This window comes from Pseudomonas sp. P7779 (assembly GCF_013386315.1).
Taxonomy (GTDB): Bacteria; Pseudomonadota; Gammaproteobacteria; order Pseudomonadales; family Pseudomonadaceae; genus Aquipseudomonas.
In genome coordinates this window covers 1-20,756 of record NZ_JACARZ010000020.1, presented here as the reverse complement: position 1 = coordinate 20,756, position 20,756 = coordinate 1, and the positions used below count along the sequence as shown (strand labels likewise).

Sequence of the window (20,756 nt, the reverse complement as noted above, 5' to 3'; positions counted from 1 at the left end):
ATGGATATTAAACGCACGATCCTGATCGTCGCCCTGGCAATCGTGTCCTACTCTATGGTTCTTAAGTGGAACCAGGATTATGGCCAAGCTGCCCTGCCGACTCAGAATGTTGCTACCAATCAGTCGGCGCCGGCTATTCCGGATACGCCACTGGGTAACAATGCTGCCGCCAGTGCCGATGTACCCAGCGCGAATGCCGATACCAGTACCCCGGTAGAAACCCCGGTCGTCACCAATAAAGACCTCATCCATGTAAAAACGGATGTACTGGACCTGGCAATCGACCCACAGGGTGGTGATATCGCCCAGCTCAAGCTGCCGCTGTATCCACGTCGCCAAGACCATCCGGATGTTCCGTTCCAGCTGTTCGATAACGGTGGCGAACGTGTATATCTGGCGCAAAGTGGCCTGACCGGTACTGACGGTCCGGATGCTCGTGCTACCGGTCGTCCGGTTTATTCGACCGAACAGAAGACTTATCAACTGGCCGATGGCCAGAACCAGTTGAACGTCGACCTGAAATTCAGTCACGACGGCGTCAACTACATCAAGCGTTTCAGCTTCACCCGCGGTTTGTACGATCTGAAAGTCACTTACCTGATCGACAACGAAAGCGCGAAGCCGTGGACGGGCAACCTGTTTGCCCAGCTCAAGCGTGACAACAGCGCCGATCCTTCTTCCAGCACCGCCACCGGCACCGCGACTTACCTGGGCGCAGCCCTGTGGACAAGTAGCGAGCCGTACAAAAAAGTGTCGATGAAAGATATCGACAAGGGCGCGCTGAAAGAAACCGTTCAAGGTGGCTGGGTTGCCTGGTTGCAACACTACTTCGTGACCGCATGGATCCCGAACAAAGGTGATGCCAACCTGGTTCAAACCCGCAAAGACAGCCAAGGCAACTACATCATTGGCTTTACTGGCCCGACGTTGACCGTCGCGCCGGGTGCCAAGGCTGAAGCCAGCGCCACGTTGTACGCCGGTCCGAAGAGCCAGGCAGTCCTCAAAGAGTTATCCCCAGGTCTGGAACTGACTGTGGATTACGGCATTCTGTGGTTCATTGCCCAGCCGATTTTCTGGCTGCTGCAACATATCCACAGCATTGTGGGTAACTGGGGCTTCTCGATTATCCTGCTGACCATGCTGATCAAGGGGATCTTCTTCCCACTGTCGGCCGCCAGCTACAAGTCGATGGCGCGTATGCGTGCCGTGGCCCCGAAACTGGCTGCGCTGAAAGAACAACATGGCGATGACCGGCAGAAAATGTCCCAGGCCATGATGGAGCTGTACAAGAAAGAGAAGATCAACCCGCTGGGTGGATGCTTGCCGATTCTGGTGCAGATGCCGGTGTTCCTGTCGCTGTACTGGGTGCTCCTGGAAAGCGTGGAAATGCGCCAGGCTCCGTTCATGCTGTGGATAACTGACCTGTCGATCAAAGACCCGTTCTTTATCCTGCCGATCATCATGGGCGCGACCATGTTCATCCAGCAGCGCCTGAACCCGACTCCGCCGGACCCGATGCAGGCCAAGGTAATGAAAATGATGCCAATCATCTTCACCTTCTTCTTCCTGTGGTTCCCGGCTGGTCTGGTGCTGTACTGGGTGGTCAACAACTGCCTGTCGATCTCCCAACAGTGGTACATCACACGTAAAATCGAAGCGGCTACCAAAAAAGCCGAGGCGTAATTTACTCTGTGGATAACACCACTCAAGACGCCCCCTAGTGGGGCGTTTTGCTTTCTGTCACTTTTATCCGGGTACCCGCCATGAGCGCTCCTCGTGAAACCATCGCCGCTGTCGCCACCGCTCAAGGTCGTGGTGGTGTCGGTATCGTTCGTATTTCCGGGCCGCTCGCCAGCGTGGCGGCCCAGGCCATCAGCGGGCGGGAACTGAAGCCGAGGTATGCGCATTACGGGCCGTTTTTAGGTGCTGATGAAGAAGTGCTGGATGAAGGTATCGCCCTTTATTTCCCGGGGCCGAACTCCTTTACCGGCGAAGACGTCCTCGAGCTGCAAGGCCACGGCGGCCCGATCGTTCTGGACATGCTGCTGCAGCGTTGCCTGCAGTTGGGTTGCCGCCTGGCACGTCCGGGTGAATTCAGCGAACGCGCGTTCCTCAACGACAAACTCGACCTGGCCCAGGCCGAGGCGATTGCCGACCTGATCGAAGCCAGCTCTGCACAAGCTGCGCGCAATGCGTTGCGCTCGTTGCAGGGCGCGTTTTCCCTGCGTGTGCATAACCTCACCGAGCAATTGATCAGCTTGCGCATCTACGTGGAGGCCGCGATTGATTTCCCGGAGGAAGAAATCGACTTCCTTGCCGATGGGCATGTCCTGGCGATGCTGGATAAGGTTCGCGACGAGTTATCCACAGTGCTGTGCGAAGCCGGGCAAGGTGCCTTGCTGCGTGACGGTATGACCGTGGTGATTGCCGGCCGTCCCAACGCCGGCAAGTCGAGCCTGCTCAATGCCCTGGCCGGGCGAGAGGCCGCGATCGTCACCGAGATCGCCGGCACCACGCGGGATATCCTGCGCGAACATATCCACATCGATGGCATGCCCCTGCATGTGGTGGACACCGCTGGACTGCGTGACACCGATGACCAGGTGGAAAAGATCGGGGTGGAACGCGCGTTGAAGGCCATCACGGAAGCTGACCGCGTGTTGCTGGTGGTGGATGCCACCGCGCCAGAGGCTGCAGACCCGTTCGCACTGTGGCCGGAATTCCTCGAACAACGGCCGGACCCGGCCAAGGTCACGCTGATTCGCAACAAGGCTGACCTGACGGGCGAGGCAATTGCCCTGGAAGTCAGTGAAGATGGCCACGTGACAATCAGCTTGAGTGCCAAGGCTGCAGGAGAAGGGCTGGAACTGCTGCGCGATCATCTGAAAGCGTGCATGGGCTACGAGCAGACTTCGGAAAGCAGCTTCAGCGCTCGTCGCAGGCACCTGGAGGCACTGCGGCATGCCAGCGCCGCCCTCGAGCATGGCCGTGCGCAACTGACGCTGGCAGGAGCCGGTGAGCTGCTGGCTGAGGATTTACGCCAGGCGCAGCAGCTGTTGGGTGAGATCACCGGCGCATTCAGCTCCGATGATTTGTTGGGGCGGATCTTTTCAAGCTTCTGTATCGGGAAATAGGCGGTTATCCACAGCTGGCTGGTTACCAGTTGTAGGAAACAGTTCCGAGTAGCGTCCGGCTTTCACCCCAGTAGCAGCGGCCCGCATCGTTGCAGCCGGACACATACTCCTTGTCGAACAGGTTCTTCGCATTCACGTCTACCGACCAGTGCTGGTCAATCTGGTAACCAATGGCGGCATCCGCCAACGTCACGCTTCCAGCATCCAGCTTCCCGTAAAGAGAAGGCGCGGTGTAAGCGAAAGTGCTGTCGAAGTAGCGCACGCCGCCACCGACGGACAAGCCCTTGAGCTGGCCATCAAGAAAGCGGTATTTGCCCCAGACCGAAGCCTGATTACGCGGAACACCGGTCATCTGGTGACCTTCCACGAGCGACGTTGCCGAATCCTTGGTAATCCGAGCATCGGTGTAGGTGTAGGCCGCAGTCACGTTCAAATTAGGTGTGAGGTTGCTGTTGACCTCCACTTCCACACCCTTGGCCCGGCTTTCGCCGACCTGGCGGTAGGTATTGGTCGTGGTGTCGAGGTACGTGTCGTCCTGCTTGCGCAAGTCATAGACCGACAACGTCATCGCCGTGTCCCAGCCGATCGGCTCGTACTTGAGGCCTACTTCATATTGACTGCTGGTGATCGGGTCCAGCGGTGTGCCGGCATTGGAGATCTGCTGTACCGGAACGAACGCGGTCGAGTAGCTGACATATGGCGTCAGGCCATTGTCGAACTGGTACATGATCCCGCCCTGATAGGTGAACTTGCGGTCTTCAGAGCTGATGCTGCCGGCCTTGGCCACCTTGTCGCGAAAATCACTGTCGACCCAGTCCTGCCGCCCGCCGAGCAAGAATAACCAGTGGTCATACTTGCTCTGAAGCTGTGCATAAACACCTTTCATCTGCTGTTCGAGCAACGTGTTTTGCACTGCGAGAGGCGTCAATGGGTCCCTTAGGTACACCGGGTTATACACATTGATCGTGCCTGCAAATCCGGCATTCCAATCCTGGCTGAACGAGGTACGGTCATAGCTGGCACCGAACAGCACGGTATTTTCCAGCCCGCCTACCTGGAATTTGCCTTCCAAGTGGTTATCCAGCGAGTAGACCATCGATTTGTTGTAGCGGTCGTAGGCATTCATGTTCAGCTGTGTGCCGAACCCCGCATTATTCAGGTTGCCTGGCCAGGTTTCATGGCGGGTGATTCGCGACTGCATGTAGCGCGAGTTCTGCCGAAACTGCCAGTCATCATTGAAGCTGTGGCTGAACTCGTAGCCGGTGCTCCAGGTTTCCCGTTCGAAGGTGTTCCAATCCGGGTCACCGAGCATGGTGTGCTTGGAGAGCTTTCCGTTGGGGTTGGTCAGTAACGTGCCTGCTGCAGGTAGGCCAAGTTCAAGATTGGTGTGGTCTTTCTGGTAGTTGGCCAGCAGCGTCAGGGTGTTGTAGTCGTCGAAATTGAGGGTCAGGGACGGTGCGATATACAGGCGGTCATCGGGAACGTGATCGGTCTGGGTGTCGGACTTCCTGCCGAGCATCACCACCCGTCCAAGGATATTGCCGCTGTCGTCCAAGGGACCGGAGATATCCACACCCACCTGGCGCCGGTTATTAGAACCGTAGGTCAGCTGAACTTCGCCTTGTGGTGTAGCTGTCGGGTGTTTACTCACCAGGTTGACCAGGCCACCGGGTGCGTTTTCGCCGTAGAGCAGGGAAGAAGGGCCACGGAATATCTCCACCCGTTCCAGGCCATAAGGTTCGCTGGTGGTGTCATACCGGTTGCCTTGGACTCGCAAGCCATCGCGCAGCAGGCCGTAGCCATAATCCGTAGCGTTGAAACCGCGAATGAAGAACAAGTCACCGGCCAGCCCGTCGCCCGCAGCGAAGGGAGGGGCAAAGATTCCCGGCACATAGCCCAGCACTTCTGTGAGCGTCTGGGATTTTTGATCCTTGATGCGCTGACCGGTCACCACCGACACCGAGCGCGGGGTTTCCGACAATGGTGTGCTGGTCTTGGTACCGATTCGGCTGTTTTGCGCCTTGTAACCTACGTCCCCGGCAATTTCCTGATTGAACCCAGTCTGTTGATAAGTGCTGACAGTAGTGGGGGCCAGCATGAGCTGTTCCCCGCTCGCAGCCGGCTGCAGCGCGTAGCTGCCGGGGCCTTGAACCGCCGCCTGCAATCCCGAGTTTTGCAGCAATAACGCAAACCCTTGCTCCACCGAGTAGTCACCCTCCAGCCCAGGACTTTGCAGGCGCGCCGTCTGCTGCGGCGAGAATGACAGAATCACATTGGCCTTCGACGCGAATTGGCTCAAGGCATTGTCGAGTGGCCCGGAGGCGATCACGTAATGTTGCACTGGGCTGGCAGCAATGGCCCGAGTGCATAGCAAGGTGCTGGCAGTCGCTGCCGTGGCCAGCAGCAAGCCATACGTGATGCCGTGATGGGAGAGACGCTGGCGAAGTTTTGTAGGAAGGCGCATGTGTGAGTAAGCCCTGAAGGTAGCATCGTGATTACCTGTAGGGCCGCGCCAGGTAAAAAAAAGATAACCCCCGCTGAGAGTATTTTTTCAGTATCAAGCTGTAAGCGTGACGGAGACCCAATAGCGCGTGAAATACTTCACGTGGATCGGCAGCGTGACCTGCAGGTTGGCCAATACGGCGTCGGTGGAATCCAGACGGAAAGTGCCGGACACCCGCAGCCGCGCTGATGCGGCATCGCACTGCATAACGCCCGGCCGATAGCGCGCCAGTTCGTCGATGACATCCCCCAGTCGCGCATCCAGAACGATCAGTTGGCCGTCGACCCATGCGGCTTGGTTCCCGCGATAGATATGGCTGGGGCCTACGTCTTGCGTGCCGAAGTCGACACTTTCACCAGGTCCGAGCACTCGGCTATGGGCCGGCTGGTCGACGGGTTGCACGCTGACCCGGTCTTCCAGCACACCAACCCGCGTCGACCCTTGCAGTTGGCGAACAGTGAACCGCGTACCCAAGGCTTGAACACGACCCTCATGGGTTTCGACATAAAACGGTGTTTGCCGGCCCGACTTTCCGGTGTGGATAAGTACTTCCCCCTCACGCAAACGGACCAGTCGCTGCTGCCCATCGAAAAGTACGTCGATAGCCGTGTTCGTATTGAGGTCAATTTGAGTGCCGTCGGCCAACCCGATTCGCCGTCGTTCGCCGACCTTGGTCCGATAGTCAGCCCAGAGGTTGCCCAGGGATGTGTGTTGTTGAACGTTCCACCCCAAGTACCCGGCGGCACCGAGCATCAGCATCAGCTTGAGCACTTGCCGCCGTTGTTGACTGGCCGAGAGCGCACGACGGGTGAAGTCCTTGGGTAGCGCACCGAGGCCACGTTGCAACTGCTCCATCTGGTTCCAGGCCGCCTGATGGGAGGGATCGCCGTTGAGCCATTGCTGCCAGGCACTTTGTTGCGCGGGTGTCGGTGGCTGCGATTGAAATTGCACGTACCAACTGGCGGCGGCTTCGAACGTCTTGCGATCCGGGGCCGCCATTACATGCCCGCCATGATCAAGGCGCATTCAGTCAGGGCCCGAACCATATGTTTCTTGACGGTGGTCAGCGAGACACGCAACTGATCGGCGATCTGTTGATAAGTCAGGCCTTCGACCTGGGACAGCATGAAAATTCGCCTGGCCCGTTCCCCCAGCCCACACAAGGCTTTATCCACAGCAACGAGGGTTTCAATGATGATGGCCTTGTCTTCTTCACTGATTGCGATCGCTTCGGGCCGGTCTGCCAGGGTTTGCAGATAGGCCTGCTCAATGGCGCGGCGGCGATAGCGGTCAATCACCAGTCCCCGGGCAACTGTGGCCAGGTAGTCCCTGGGCTCGAGGATCTGCGTCGCATTGCGGCCGCCCAGGATCCGCACGAACGTATCGTGTGCCACGTCAGCTGCATCGCAGGCGTTATGCAACTTTCCCTTGAGCCAGCTGTGCAACCACGAATGGTGCTGCTCATAGATGTGTTGGACTGCAACGGTATGAGAGGGAAGGGCCATGAGAGGTGACGAGGCAGGTTAATGATAATAACTATTATTAACTGCCGTGACGCTTTCTCACAATAGGCGTTCCATCAACCCGTTTCACAAATGCAAATGAACTGTTTCCTGCCTGACCGAGGATTTTCGGAGGCATCTGCCTGCCTGAAACTTATCGGGATCCGTATTTTCTGTGGATTAAGCCCTGTGAATAACCGCCCCTGTGCCCAGTTGATAACCAGGCTTGAAACCTGAGTAAAAACCCCTCTGTGGATAACCACCCGTTTAATCCACAGGCTTAAAGCACTTATCCAAGGGCCTCATTGGCACCTAACCACAGACTTTTGAATCTCTGTACATAAAGTAAATAAAGGCCTGTAGAGATCTATCCACAGAAACATGCCTCAGTAGAAATAAACATAAAAACAAAGATTTAATAAATTTCTCTCTTTTAATTTCTATTGTTCGTGATTCATCCACAGCTGGTTAAATTTTGTGCAAAGGGTTCTTTAGGAAGGGCGAAGTCCCTATACTTGCCGACTCGTTCGAAAACCTGATCTCGAACGCTCATTCCTAATTACCTACAGAAGCAGGCACGAGGTGCGTGGTGGATTTCCCTTCCCGTTTTGAAGTGATCGTCATCGGCGGCGGTCATGCCGGTACCGAGGCAGCACTGGCGTCAGCACGCATGGGGGCAAAAACCCTGTTGCTGACGCATAACGTGGAAACCCTCGGCGCCATGAGCTGCAACCCCGCGATCGGCGGGATTGGCAAAAGCCACCTGGTCAAGGAAATCGATGCCCTGGGCGGCGCGATGGCCATGGCCACCGATAAGGGTGGTATTCAATTTCGCGTATTGAACAGTCGCAAAGGCCCGGCCGTACGAGCCACACGTGCTCAAGCCGACCGCATCCTGTACAAGGCCGCTGTCCGCGAAACCCTGGAAAACCAGCCGAACCTGTGGATATTTCAACAGGCAGCCGATGACCTGATCGTCGAACAAGACCAGGTACGCGGTGTTGTCACGCAAATGGGCCTGCGTTTCTTCGCAGAATCCGTGGTGTTGACCACCGGTACCTTCCTCGGCGGACTTATCCACATCGGTATGCAGAACTATTCCGGTGGCCGCGCCGGTGATCCACCGTCAATCGCCCTGGCTCAGCGCCTTCGCGAACTGCCACTGCGTGTTGGTCGCCTGAAAACCGGCACGCCGCCGCGAATTGATGGCCGGTCTGTGGATTTCTCGGTGATGACCGAGCAAGCCGGTGATACACCGATCCCGGTGATGTCGTTCATGGGCTCCAAGGAACAGCATCCGAAACAGGTCAGTTGCTGGATTACCCATACCAACGCTCGCACCCACGAAATCATTGCTGCGAACCTCGACCGTTCGCCGATGTATTCCGGGGTGATCGAAGGTATTGGCCCGCGCTACTGCCCGTCGATCGAAGACAAGATCCACCGCTTTGCCGACAAGGAAAGCCACCAGGTCTTTATCGAACCGGAAGGTCTGACTACCCACGAGCTGTACCCGAACGGGATTTCAACTTCCTTGCCGTTCGACGTGCAAATCCAGATCGTGCAGTCGATTCGCGGTATGGAAAATGCGCACATCGTGCGTCCTGGCTACGCCATCGAGTACGACTACTTCGACCCGCGTGACCTGAAATACAGCCTGGAAACCAAGGTCATCGGTGGTTTGTTCTTTGCAGGGCAAATCAACGGCACCACCGGTTACGAAGAAGCCGGCGCCCAGGGTTTGCTGGCCGGAACCAACGCGGCACTGCGTGCACAGGGCAAAGACAGCTGGTGCCCGCGTCGCGATGAGGCGTACATCGGTGTGTTGGTCGACGACCTGATCACCCTCGGAACCCAGGAACCGTACCGGATGTTTACGTCCCGGGCCGAATACCGCCTGATCCTGCGGGAAGACAACGCCGACCTGCGCTTGACCGAAAAAGGTCGCGAATTGGGCCTGGTCGACGACGTGCGTTGGGCGGCCTTCTGCAAAAAACGCGAAAGTATCGAGTTGGAAGAGCAACGCCTGAAAAGTACCTGGGTTCGCCCGGGCACCGAGCAAGGCGATGCGATTGCCGAAAAATTCGGCACGCCGCTGACTCACGAATACAACTTGCTGAACCTGCTGTCCCGGCCGGAAATCGACTACGCTGGTCTGATCTCGGTCACCGGCGCTGGCGCAGAAGATCCACAGGTTGCCGAGCAGGTCGAAATCAAGACCAAATACGCCGGTTACATTGACCGTCAGCAGGATGAGATCGCTCGTCTGCGGGCCAGCGAAGACACCAAGCTGCCTGTGGATATCGATTACACAAACATTTCCGGGCTGTCGAAAGAGATCCAAGGCAAGCTGGGGATAACTCGACCGGAGACCCTGGGCCAGGCGTCCCGTATCCCGGGCGTCACGCCGGCAGCCATTTCGCTGTTGATGATTCATTTGAAAAAACGCGGCGCGGGCCGTCAGTTGGAGCAAAGCGCTTGAGTTCGTTGGTCACCTCGCAACACGCCGAAGAGTTATCCACAGGTGCTCGCCAGCTTGGCGTCAACTTGACCGAAGCCCAGCACGAGTTGCTGCTGGGTTATCTGGCCCTGTTGATCAAATGGAACAAGGCTTACAACCTCACGGCGGTGCGTGACCCGGACGAAATGGTCTCCCGCCATCTGCTCGACAGTCTCAGCGTGATGCCGTTTATCGAAAACGGCCGCTGGCTCGACGTTGGCAGCGGCGGCGGCATGCCCGGCATCCCGCTGGCGATCCTGTTTCCGGAGTCGCAAGTGACCTGCCTGGACAGCAACGGCAAGAAAACCCGCTTCCTGACCCAGGTCAAACTCGAACTCAAGCTGGATAACCTGCAAGTTATCCACAGTCGCGTCGAAGCCTTTACGCCTGAACAGCCTTTCAACGGAATTGTTTCCCGGGCGTTCAGCAGCATGGAGAACTTCAGCAACTGGACCCGCCACCTCGGCGACCGCGATACCCGTTGGCTGGCAATGAAGGGCATTCATCCAAGCGACGAGCTGTTAGCATTGCCGGCAGACTTCCACCTCGATAGCGAACACGCCTTGGCCGTACCCGGTTGCCAAGGCCAACGCCATCTGCTGATACTGCGCCGCACGGCATGATTGGGAACACAAGCAAGAATGGCTAAGGTATTCGCGATAGCGAACCAGAAAGGTGGCGTGGGCAAAACCACCACCTGCATCAACCTCGCAGCATCCCTGGTCGCTACCAAGCGTCGGGTGCTGTTGATCGATCTCGATCCACAGGGCAACGCCACCATGGGTAGCGGTGTGGATAAACACGGCCTGGAAAACTCGGTCTACGACTTGCTGATTGGCGAGTGCGACCTGGCCCAGGCCATGCACTTCTCCGAGCACGGCGGTTATCAACTGCTGCCGGCCAACCGCGATTTGACCGCGGCGGAAGTGGTGCTGCTGGAAATGCAGATGAAAGAAAGCCGTCTGCGCAGCGCCCTGGCGCCGATCCGCGAGAATTACGACTACATTTTGATCGACTGCCCGCCGTCGCTGTCGATGCTGACGTTGAACGCACTGGTTGCGGCCGACGGGGTGATTATCCCCATGCAGTGCGAGTATTTCGCGCTCGAAGGCTTGAGCGACCTTGTGGATAACATCAAGCGTATCGCCGAGTTGCTCAACCCGAACCTGCAAATCGAAGGCCTGCTGCGGACCATGTATGACCCGCGCCTGAGCCTGATGAACGATGTGTCGGCACAGCTCAAGGAACACTTCGGCGATCAGCTCTACGACACCGTGATTCCACGCAACATCCGCCTGGCCGAAGCGCCAAGCTATGGCATGCCCGCGCTGGCGTACGACAAGTCTTCCCGCGGCGCCATTGCCTATCTGGCGCTGGCCGGCGAGATGGTTCGCCGTCAACGCCGTAATTCACGCACCGCTGCAGCCCAGCCAACTTAAGGAATCCCCATGGCCGTCAAGAAACGAGGTCTCGGACGTGGACTGGATGCACTGCTGAGTGGTCCGACTGTCACTTCGCTTGAAGAACAGGCAGTGCAGGCCGACGAGCGCGAGCTGCAGCACCTGCCGCTGGACCTGATCCAGCGCGGCAAATACCAGCCGCGCCGGGACATGGACCCGCAGGCGCTGGAGGAATTGGCGAATTCGATCAAGGCCCAGGGCGTGATGCAGCCGATCGTGGTGCGCCCGATTGGTGCAGGCCGCTTTGAAATCATCGCCGGCGAGCGCCGCTGGCGCGCCAGCCAGCAGGCCGGCAAGGAAACCATTCCGGCAATGGTGCGCGATGTGCCGGATGAAACCGCCATCGCCATGGCGTTGATCGAGAACATCCAGCGTGAAGACCTCAATCCGATCGAGGAAGCGATCGCCCTGCAGCGTTTGCAGCAGGAATTCAAACTGACTCAGCAGGAAGTCGCGGATGCGGTGGGCAAGTCCCGGGTTACCGTGTCCAACCTGTTGCGCCTGATCGCGCTGCCGGAAGTCATCAAAACCATGCTTTCCCATGGCGACCTGGAAATGGGTCATGCCCGTGCTTTGCTCGGTTTGCCGGAAAATCAACAGGTTGAGGGGGCGCGACACGTTGTCGCACGAGGCCTCACCGTTCGTCAGACCGAGGCCCTGGTTCGCCAGTGGCTCAGTGGCAAACCTGCACCGGTCGAAACCGCCAAACCTGATCCGGATATTGCACGCCTGGAGCAGCGCCTGGCCGAACGCCTAGGCTCTGCGGTGCAAATTCGTCATGGCAAGAAAGGCAAAGGGCAATTGGTCATCGGATATAACTCATTGGATGAGCTTCAGGGCGTCCTTGCCCACATCCGCTGAAACAATTGCTTCTGTAGCGCGCAGTCGGAAATCACTACCCGGCAGTTGAATAGGGGCAGAACCGCCCCTATACTCTGCGCGCATTTTGTCGGCACAAATTATGCCAAGTTATTGATTTCCGGCAGCCGACCATTGAGGAGCAAGAGTGATGGAAACCCGCACGCCAAACACGTTGCCGTTCCATCGCTTGGCCGTTTTCCCGGTTTTAGTGGCTCAATTTGTCATTTTACTGATCGCCTCTTTGGCGCTCTGGTATTGGTATGGAGTCGTAGCCGGATACTCGGGACTCTGCGGAGGCCTGATAGCCTTGCTGCCCAATATGTATTTTGCTCACAGGGCCTTTCGGTTTTCCGGCGCCCGAGCAGCCCAGGCTATCGTCCGGTCTTTTTATGCCGGCGAAGCGGGGAAATTGATTTTGACGGCAGTGCTGTTTGCACTGACCTTTGCAGGTGTGAAGCCATTGGCGCCGCTGGCTGTATTCGGCGTCTTCGTGTTGACCCAACTGGTCAGCTGGTTCGCTCCCCTGCTAATGAAAACAAGACTTTCGAAACCTTAGGGCGTTTGAGGCAACCATGGCAGAAACAACCGCTTCGGGCTATATCCAGCACCACTTGCAGAACCTGACCTTCGGTCAGCTTCCCAACGGCGGCTGGGGCTTTGCCCACTCCGCAGCAGAAGCCAAAGAAATGGGCTTCTGGGCATTCCACCTGGATACTCTGGGCTGGTCTGTCGCATTGGGCCTGATCTTCGTCCTGATTTTCCGCATGGCGGCAAAGAAGGCGACTTCCGGTCAGCCAGGTGCTTTGCAGAACTTCGTTGAAGTATTGGTCGAATTCGTCGATGGCAGCGTGCGGGACAGCTTCCATGGTCGTAGCGCGGTGATTGCACCGTTGGCACTGACCATCTTCGTCTGGGTGTTCCTGATGAACGCCGTCGACCTGATCCCGGTCGACTGGATTCCTCAGCTGGCCATCCTGATCTCCGGCGATCACCACATTCCATTCCGTGCGGTTTCGACCACGGACCCTAACGCCACCCTGGGCATGGCCCTGTCGGTGTTCGCGTTGATCATTTTCTACAGCATCAAGATCAAGGGCATCGGCGGCTTCATCGGCGAACTGACCCTGCACCCGTTCGGCAGCAAGAACATCTTCGTTCAAGCGCTGCTGATCCCGGTGAACTTCCTGCTGGAGTTCGTGACCCTGGTCGCCAAGCCGATTTCCCTGGCCCTGCGACTGTTCGGCAACATGTATGCCGGCGAGCTGGTGTTCATTCTGATCGCTGTGATGTTCGGCAGTGGTCTGCTCTGGCTTAGCGGCCTGGGCATTGTTCTGCAGTGGGCGTGGGCTGTGTTCCACATCCTGATCATCACCCTGCAGGCGTTTATCTTCATGATGCTGACCATCGTCTACCTGTCGATGGCGCACGAAGAGAACCATTAAGACCAGTCTCGACTAGTCTGATGTCCCTCCCGGTCAAACGGGAGGGTAGCCCTGAAGGGCTATGAAACGATTTGTTTTACCGCTTTAAAATCTAAAAAACCTAAACCATACGACGTAAAAGTCGGGAGGAAAGATGGAAACTGTAGTTGGTCTAACCGCTATCGCTGTTGCACTGTTGATCGGCCTGGGCGCCCTGGGTACTGCCATTGGTTTCGGCCTGCTGGGCGGCAAGTTCCTGGAAGGCGCAGCGCGTCAGCCAGAAATGGTTCCAATGCTGCAAGTTAAAATGTTCATCGTCGCCGGCCTGCTCGACGCCGTGACCATGATCGGTGTTGGTATCGCTCTGTTCTTCACCTTCGCGAACCCCTTCGTTGGTCAACTCGCCGGTTAATCACTCGTTTTTTCGAGTGATTGGTGTGTTGTGCAACGAACGAGCGAGGTATTGGCGTGAACATTAATGCAACCATTATTGGTCAGTCCTTAGCGTTCTTGATTTTTGTAGTTTTCTGCATGAAGTTCGTATGGCCTCCGGTCATCGCGGCTTTGCACGAACGTCAGAAGAAGATCGCAGACGGACTGGACGCTGCCGCACGAGCAGCTCGCGACCTGGAGTTGGCCCAAGATAAAGCGGGTCAACAACTGCGCGAAGCGAAAGCTCAGGCAGCTGAAATCATTGAGCAAGCCAAGAAACGCGGTAACCAGATCGTTGAAGAGGCTGTTGAAAAAGCCCGTATCGACGCTGACCGTGTGAAGGTTCAGGCTCAAGCCGAGATCGAGCAGGAACTGAACGGTGTCAAAGATGCGCTGCGTGCCCAACTGGGTGCTCTGGCCGTCGGCGGTGCTGAGAAGATCCTGGGTGCCACAATCGATCAAAACGCGCACGCGGAGCTGGTAAACAAACTGGCTGCTGAAATTTAAGCGAGGGCGATCATGGCAGAATTGACCACGTTGGCCCGACCTTACGCTAAGGCAGCCTTCGAGCACGCCCAGGCCCACCAGCAGCTGGCCTCTTGGTCAGCCATGCTCGGCCTGGCTGCAGCAGTGTCGCAAGACGACACCATGCAGCGCGTGCTCAAGGCCCCGCGACTGACGAGCGCAGACAAGGCCGCCACGTTTATTGACGTGTGCGGCGACAAGTTTGATGTGAAAGTGCAGAACTTCATCCACGTCGTTGCCGAAAACGACCGTCTCCCGCTTCTGCCGGAGATCGCCGCTCTGTTTGACCTGTACAAGGCCGAACAAGAGAAATCGGTAGATGTTGAAGTGACCAGTGCTTTTGCATTGAACCAAGAACAGCAAGACAAACTCGCCAAGGTTCTCAGTGCACGACTCGACCGGGAAGTGCGCCTGCAAGTTGCGGAGGATGCCACCCTGATTGGTGGTGTCATCATTCGCGCCGGCGACCTGGTTATCGATGGCTCGATTCGCGGCAAACTCGCGAATCTTGCCGAAGCATTGAAATCTTGAGTTTGAAGGGGCAGCAGAGCAATGCAGCAACTCAATCCTTCCGAAATAAGTGAAATTATCAAGGGCCGCATCGACAAGCTCGATGTGACCTCCCAAGCCCGTAACGAAGGCACTGTCGTCAGCGTATCTGACGGCATCGTGCGGATTCACGGTCTGGCCGACGTAATGTACGGCGAGATGATCGAGTTTCCGGGCGGCGTCTACGGTATGGCCCTCAACCTGGAGCAAGACTCTGTAGGTGCCGTTGTATTGGGCTCCTACCAGACTCTGGCCGAAGGCATGAGCGCCAAGTGCACAGGCCGCATCCTGGAAGTTCCGGTTGGTAAGGAACTGCTGGGTCGCGTTGTCGACGCACTGGGTAACCCAGTTGACGGCAAAGGTCCGCTGAACAACACCGAGACCGATGCGGTCGAGAAAGTTGCTCCAGGCGTGATCTGGCGTAAGTCGGTAGACCAGCCTGTACAGACTGGCTACAAGGCTGTCGATGCCATGATTCCTGTCGGCCGTGGCCAGCGTGAGCTGATCATCGGTGACCGTCAGATCGGTAAAACCGCTCTGGCGATCGACGCGATCATCAACCAGAAAGACAGCGGGATTTTCTGCGTCTACGTAGCCATCGGTCAGAAACAATCGACCATCGCCAACGTGGTTCGCAAGCTGGAAGAAAACGGCGCCCTGGCTAACACCATCGTCGTGGCCGCCAGTGCTTCGGAATCCGCTGCACTTCAGTTCCTGGCACCGTACTCCGGTTGCACCATGGGCGAATACTTCCGCGACCGCGGTGAAGACGCGCTGATCGTTTATGACGATCTGTCCAAGCAAGCAGTGGCTTACCGCCAGATTTCCCTGCTGCTGCGCCGTCCACCAGGCCGTGAAGCTTACCCAGGCGACGTGTTCTATCTCCACTCCCGTCTGCTGGAGCGCGCATCCCGCGTTTCGGAAGAATACGTAGAGAAGTTCACCAACGGCGCAGTGACCGGCAAAACCGGTTCCCTGACCGCACTGCCGATCATCGAAACCCAGGCTGGCGACGTTTCCGCGTTCGTTCCGACCAACGTGATTTCCATCACCGACGGTCAGATCTTCCTGGAATCGGCCATGTTCAACTCCGGGATCCGTCCTGCAGTGAACGCCGGTGTTTCGGTATCCCGTGTGGGTGGTGCCGCTCAGACCAAGATCATCAAGAAGCTCTCCGGTGGTATCCGTACCGCTCTGGCTCAGTACCGTGAACTGGCGGCATTCGCCCAGTTCGCTTCTGACCTGGACGAAGCGACCCGTAAGCAACTTGAGCATGGTCAGCGCGTTACCGAGCTGATGAAGCAGAAGCAATACGCACCAATGTCGATCGCTGACATGGCGCTGTCGCTGTATGCCGCTGAGCGTGGGTTCCTGACCGACGTTGAAATCACCAAGGTCGGCAGCTTCGAACAAGCGCTGATTGCTTACTTCAACCGCGATCACGCCGAATTGATGGCGAAGATCAACGTGAAGGGTGACTTCAATGACGACATCGACGCTGGCATCAAAGCCGGTATCGAGAAGTTCAAGGCCACCCAAACCTGGTAAGCCGCAGCGGGGGCCGCGAGGCTCCCGCTTGCTAACCTGATAGGTGTTACATGGCAGGCGCAAAAGAGATTCGCAGTAAGATTGCGAGCATCAAAAGCACGCAAAAGATCACCAGCGCCATGGAAAAAGTGGCGGTCAGCAAAATGCGCAAGGCACAAATGCGCATGGCTGCTAGCCGTCCCTACGCGGAGCGTATCCGCCAGGTTATTGGTCATCTGGCCAACGCCAACCCGGAATATCGCCACCCGTTCATGATCGATCGCGAAGTAAAGCGCGTCGGTTATGTCGTGGTGAGCAGTGACCGTGGTTTGTGCGGTGGTTTGAATACCAACCTGTTCAAGGCCCTGGTCAAGGACATGGCGGTAAACCGCGAAAAAGGCGTCGAGATCGATCTGTGTGTGGTCGGTAGCAAGGGTGCGGCCTTTTTCCGCAACTTCGGCGGTAACGTCGTTGCAGCTATCAGCCACCTGGGTGAAGAACCGTCGATCAATGATTTGATCGGCAGCGTCAAGGTGATGCTGGATGCATACCTGGAAGGCCGGATTGACCGCCTCTCCGTGGTATCCAACAAGTTCATCAACACCATGACGCAACAGCCTACCGTGGAGCAGTTGATTCCATTGGTGGCCGCCCCGGAACAAGAACTCAAGCACCACTGGGACTACCTCTACGAACCAGACGCCAAAGAGCTGCTTGACGGCTTGATGGTGCGCTACGTGGAGTCGCAGGTGTACCAGGCGGTGGTCGAGAACAACGCGGCTGAACAAGCTGCGCGGATGATCGCGATGAAGAACGCTACCGACAACGCCGGTGATTTGATCAGCGATTTGCAGCTGATCTACAACAAGGCGCGTCAGGCTGCGATCACCCAAGAGATCTCGGAAATCGTCGGCGGCGCTGCCGCGGTTTAACGGTTCAAATATTCAGAGGATCCAGCTATGAGTAGCGGACGTATCGTTCAAATCATCGGCGCCGTTATCGACGTGGAATTCCCACGCGACAGCGTACCGAGCATCTACAACGCTTTGAAAGTCAAAAGCGATGCAGGCACCACCCTGGAAGTTCAGCAGCAGCTGGGCGACGGCGTGGTTCGTACCATTGCAATGGGTTCCACCGAAGGCTTGAAGCGCGGTCTGGAAGTCACTGACTCTGGCGCAGCCATCTCCGTACCGGTCGGTAAAGCGACTCTGGGCCGGATCATGGACGTCCTCGGTAACCCGATCGACGAAGCCGGTCCAATCGACACCGAAGAGCGCTGGGGCATTCACCGTCCTGCGCCTTCCTTCGCGGAACAAGCAGGCGGCAACGACCTGCTGGAAACCGGCATCAAGGTTATCGACCTGGTTTGCCCGTTCGCCAAGGGCGGTAAAGTCGGTCTGTTCGGTGGTGCCGGTGTAGGCAAAACCGTAAACATGATGGAACTGATCCGTAACATCGCCATCGAGCACAGCGGTTATTCCGTGTTCGCCGGTGTGGGTGAGCGTACTCGTGAGGGTAACGACTTCTACCACGAGATGAAGGATTCCAACGTTCTGGACAAAGTGGCACTGGTTTACGGTCAGATGAACGAGCCGCCGGGTAACCGTCTGCGCGTAGCACTGACCGGCCTGACCATGGCCGAGAAGTTCCGTGACGAAGGTAACGACGTTCTGCTGTTCGTCGACAACATCTATCGTTACACCCTGGCCGGTACTGAAGTATCCGCACTGCTGGGCCGTATGCCTTCCGCAGTAGGTTACCAGCCGACCCTGGCCGAAGAGATGGGTACTCTGCAAGAGCGTATCACTTCGACCAAAAACGGTTCGATCACCTCGATCCAAGCGGTATACGTACCTGCGGATGACTTGACTGACCCGTCGCCAGCGACCACGTTCGCCCACTTGGACGCCACCGTCGTACTGTCCCGTGACATCGCCTCCCTGGGTATCTACCCAGCGGTCGATCCACTGGACTCGACTTCGCGCCAGCTGGACCCGAACGTCATCGGCCAGGAACACTACGACACCGCTCGCGGCGTCCAGTACGTTCTGCAGCGTTACAAAGAACTGAAGGACATCATTGCGATCCTGGGTATGGACGAGCTGTCGGAAACCGACAAGCAGTTGGTATCCCGCGCTCGTAAGATCCAGCGCTTCTTGTCGCAGCCGTTCTTCGTGGCTGAAGTCTTCACCGGTGCCTCGGGTAAATACGTTTCCCTGAAAGACACCATTGCTGGCTTCAAAGGCATCCTCAACGGTGACTACGACCACCTGCCAGAACAAGCGTTCTACATGGTCGGCGGCATCGAAGAAGCGATCGAGAAAGCCAAGAAACTGTAATTCCGGCGCCCGGTAACGGGCGCTAATCAGGTTGAGGCAAGCAGATGGCTATGACATTCCATTGCGATATCGTCAGCGCGGAAGGGGAAATCTTCTCCGGTCAGATCGAGAGTGTGATTGCACACGGCGAACTGGGCGACCTGGGTATTAACTTTGGCCACGCGCCATTGATTACATCCTTGAAGCCTGGTCCGATCACTCTGACCAAGCTGGGCGGGGAACGGGAGGTGTTTTACATCTCCGGTGGTTTCCTCGAGGTTCAGCCGAACATGGTCAAGGTACTTGCCGACACCGTGCAACGTGCTGCCGACCTGGATGAAGCCTCCGCTCAGGAAGCCGTCAAGGCTGCCGAGAAGGCCCTGAACGAAAAAGGCGCAGATTTCGACTACGGTTCTGCTGCTGCACGTCTGGCCGAGGCCGCAGCTCAGCTGCGCACCGTCCAGCAGATCCGCAAGAAGTTTGGCGGCTAAGCCGTCAAACCTCATGCGTGATTGATTAAAAAGGGTAGCCTCGGCTACCCTTTTTCTTTTTTTGCAAAACACTTCTTTGGTCTGAAGTCTGACCGCCCAGGATTGGTAGCCATTCATGTCTCTCGAAATCGTAATTCTTGCCGCAGGCCAGGGCACCCGTATGCGTTCGGCCCTGCCCAAGGTGCTGCACCCGGTTGCCGGCAACTCCATGCTTGGCCATGTTATCCACAGCGCCCGGCAGCTGGATCCACAGCGCATTCATGTGGTGATCGGCCACGGTGCCGATGTGGTGCGTGAGCGGCTGGCGGCGGATGACCTGAATTTCGTATTGCAGGACAAGCAATTGGGTACCGGCCATGCCACCGCGCAGGCCGTGCCGTTCATCAAGGCCGACACCGTGCTGATCCTCTACGGTGACGTGCCGCTGATCGAAGTGGAAACCTTGCAGCGCCTGCTCAAGCACGTGGTGCCAGGCCAGATGGGCTTGCTCACTGTCGAGTTGGACGACCCGACCGGCTACGGTCGCATCGTGCGCAACGCTGACGGCAAGGTCGCCGCCATCGTCGAGCATAAAGACGCCAGCGAAGCCCAGCGCGCCATCACTGAAGGCAACACCGGCATCCTCGCTGTGCCGGCTGACCGCCTGGCTGACTGGATGAGCCGCTTGTCCAACAACAACGCCCAAGGCGAGTACTACCTGACCGACGTCATCGAGATGGCCGTCAGCGATGGCCTGGTGGTAGCCACCGAACAGCCCCACGACCCGATGGAAGTGCAGGGCGCCAACGACCGCAAGCAACTGGCGGAGCTGGAGCGTCACTACCAACTGCGTGAAGGCCGCCGCCTGATGGCGCTGGGCGTGACGCTGCGTGATCCGGCACGTTTCGATGTGCGGGGTGACGTCACCGTTGGCCGCGACGTGCTGATCGATATCAACGTGATTCTCGAAGGCCGCGTGGTCATTGAAGACGACGTGGTGATCGGGCCGAACTGCGTGATCAAGGACAGCACCCTGCGCAAGGGTGTGGTGATCAAGGCCAACAGCCATATCGACGGTGCGGTGATGGGCGAGGGCAGCGATGCCGGCCCGTTCGCGCGTTTGCGTCCGGGCAGCGTGTTGGGAGCCAGGGCCCACGTGGGTAACTTTGTCGAACTGAAAAACGCCCGGATGGGTGACGACGCCAAGGCCGGCCATCTGGCTTACCTCGGCGATGCAGTGATCGGTGCCCGCAGCAATATCGGCGCAGGCGCCATCACCTGCAATTACGACGGCGCCAACAAGTACCAGACGACCATTGGCGAAGACGTGTTTATCGGCTCCAACAACTCGCTGATCGCCCCCGTCACTATCGGTGATGGTTCAAACACCGCCGCAGGTTCCACCATCAACCAGGATGTGGATAAGTCCCAGTTGGCCGTCGCCCGCGCCCGCCAGCGCAACATCGACGGCTGGAAACGCCCGGTCAAAATCAAAAAGACCTGAGTTATCCACAACCCTCAAACACTGCGGTACTTATGTGGGAGCGGGCTTGC

The 20,756-nt window shown here is 57.5% G+C and carries 19 protein-coding genes; 16 read left to right on the top strand and 3 right to left on the bottom strand.

Annotated features, from left to right (window positions below):
• A complete protein-coding gene (gene yidC / locus HX869_RS07435) occupies positions 1-1,683 on the top strand; it encodes a membrane protein insertase YidC (RefSeq protein WP_003213572.1) in 1,683 nt (560 codons plus the stop codon).
• 80 nt (positions 1,684-1,763) lie between these two features.
• A complete protein-coding gene (mnmE, locus tag HX869_RS07430) occupies positions 1,764-3,134 on the top strand; it encodes a tRNA uridine-5-carboxymethylaminomethyl(34) synthesis GTPase MnmE (protein ID WP_178902935.1) in 1,371 nt (456 codons plus the stop codon).
• A 22-nt stretch (positions 3,135-3,156) separates the two neighbouring features.
• Here the strand turns inward: mnmE and HX869_RS07425 are convergent, their stop codons facing one another.
• The 3 genes from HX869_RS07425 to HX869_RS07415 all read right to left on the bottom strand — a co-directional run bounded on the left by HX869_RS07425 (position 3,157) and on the right by HX869_RS07415 (position 7,142).
• Positions 3,157-5,598 carry a TonB-dependent siderophore receptor gene (locus tag HX869_RS07425; RefSeq protein ID WP_178902934.1) on the bottom strand — a complete coding sequence of 814 codons (2,442 nt, stop codon included), beginning with the start codon at positions 5,596-5,598 and terminating at the stop codon, positions 3,157-3,159.
• A gap of 93 nt (positions 5,599-5,691) precedes the next feature.
• On the bottom strand, positions 5,692-6,636 hold the full coding sequence (locus tag HX869_RS07420) for a FecR domain-containing protein (RefSeq protein ID WP_087694576.1): 945 nt from the start codon (positions 6,634-6,636) through the stop codon (positions 5,692-5,694).
• A complete protein-coding gene (locus HX869_RS07415; protein WP_008439546.1) occupies positions 6,636-7,142 on the bottom strand; it encodes a sigma-70 family RNA polymerase sigma factor in 507 nt (168 codons plus the stop codon). The genes HX869_RS07420 and HX869_RS07415 overlap by 1 nt, the downstream gene beginning before the upstream one ends.
• A 586-nt stretch (positions 7,143-7,728) precedes the next feature.
• Here HX869_RS07415 and mnmG point away from each other — a divergent pair.
• From mnmG to glmU, 14 genes are all read left to right on the top strand, one after another.
• Positions 7,729-9,621: a tRNA uridine-5-carboxymethylaminomethyl(34) synthesis enzyme MnmG gene (gene mnmG, locus HX869_RS07410; protein ID WP_087694608.1), complete on the top strand. Its 1,893-nt coding sequence runs from the start codon at positions 7,729-7,731 to the stop codon at positions 9,619-9,621.
• On the top strand, positions 9,618-10,262 hold the full coding sequence (gene rsmG, locus HX869_RS07405; protein WP_178902933.1) for a 16S rRNA (guanine(527)-N(7))-methyltransferase RsmG: 645 nt from the start codon (positions 9,618-9,620) through the stop codon (positions 10,260-10,262). Before mnmG ends, rsmG begins: the two co-directional genes overlap by 4 nt.
• Before the next feature lie 18 nt (positions 10,263-10,280).
• The gene (locus HX869_RS07400; protein WP_003213559.1) at positions 10,281-11,078 is read left to right on the top strand and encodes a ParA family protein; all 798 of its coding nucleotides are present in this window, start codon (positions 10,281-10,283) and stop codon (positions 11,076-11,078) included.
• 9 nt (positions 11,079-11,087) lie between these two features.
• Positions 11,088-11,960: a ParB/RepB/Spo0J family partition protein gene (locus HX869_RS07395; protein WP_063033750.1), complete on the top strand. Its 873-nt coding sequence runs from the start codon at positions 11,088-11,090 to the stop codon at positions 11,958-11,960.
• Positions 11,961-12,108: 148 nt separating this feature from the next.
• A complete protein-coding gene (locus HX869_RS07390) occupies positions 12,109-12,516 on the top strand; it encodes a F0F1 ATP synthase subunit I (protein ID WP_003213556.1) in 408 nt (135 codons plus the stop codon).
• 16 nt (positions 12,517-12,532) lie between these two features.
• A complete protein-coding gene (atpB, locus tag HX869_RS07385) occupies positions 12,533-13,402 on the top strand; it encodes a F0F1 ATP synthase subunit A (protein ID WP_003213554.1) in 870 nt (289 codons plus the stop codon).
• 133 nt (positions 13,403-13,535) lie between these two features.
• Positions 13,536-13,793, top strand: a complete 258-nt coding sequence (gene atpE, locus HX869_RS07380) for a F0F1 ATP synthase subunit C (RefSeq protein WP_002555987.1) — start codon at positions 13,536-13,538, stop codon at positions 13,791-13,793.
• A 56-nt stretch (positions 13,794-13,849) separates the two neighbouring features.
• Positions 13,850-14,320 (top strand): F0F1 ATP synthase subunit B, encoded by a 471-nt coding sequence (locus HX869_RS07375; protein ID WP_008439543.1) that lies wholly within the window; start codon positions 13,850-13,852, stop codon positions 14,318-14,320.
• Positions 14,321-14,332: 12 nt separating this feature from the next.
• On the top strand, positions 14,333-14,869 hold the full coding sequence (locus HX869_RS07370) for a F0F1 ATP synthase subunit delta (protein WP_003213551.1): 537 nt from the start codon (positions 14,333-14,335) through the stop codon (positions 14,867-14,869).
• Positions 14,870-14,890: 21 nt separating this feature from the next.
• Entirely contained in the window at positions 14,891-16,435 is a 1,545-nt protein-coding gene (gene atpA / locus HX869_RS07365; RefSeq protein ID WP_003213549.1) for a F0F1 ATP synthase subunit alpha, read from the top strand.
• A gap of 50 nt (positions 16,436-16,485) precedes the next feature.
• Positions 16,486-17,346 carry a F0F1 ATP synthase subunit gamma gene (atpG, locus tag HX869_RS07360; RefSeq protein WP_003213547.1) on the top strand — a complete coding sequence of 287 codons (861 nt, stop codon included), beginning with the start codon at positions 16,486-16,488 and terminating at the stop codon, positions 17,344-17,346.
• A 27-nt stretch (positions 17,347-17,373) separates the two neighbouring features.
• Complete coding sequence (atpD, locus tag HX869_RS07355; protein WP_003213545.1) at positions 17,374-18,753, top strand: F0F1 ATP synthase subunit beta; 1,380 nt, start codon at positions 17,374-17,376, stop codon at positions 18,751-18,753.
• 44 nt (positions 18,754-18,797) lie between these two features.
• Complete coding sequence (locus HX869_RS07350) at positions 18,798-19,223, top strand: F0F1 ATP synthase subunit epsilon (RefSeq protein ID WP_008439541.1); 426 nt, start codon at positions 18,798-18,800, stop codon at positions 19,221-19,223.
• 115 nt (positions 19,224-19,338) lie between these two features.
• On the top strand, positions 19,339-20,706 hold the full coding sequence (gene glmU / locus HX869_RS07345; RefSeq protein ID WP_102370203.1) for a bifunctional UDP-N-acetylglucosamine diphosphorylase/glucosamine-1-phosphate N-acetyltransferase GlmU: 1,368 nt from the start codon (positions 19,339-19,341) through the stop codon (positions 20,704-20,706).
• The last annotated feature ends 50 nt before the right edge of the window (positions 20,707-20,756 follow it).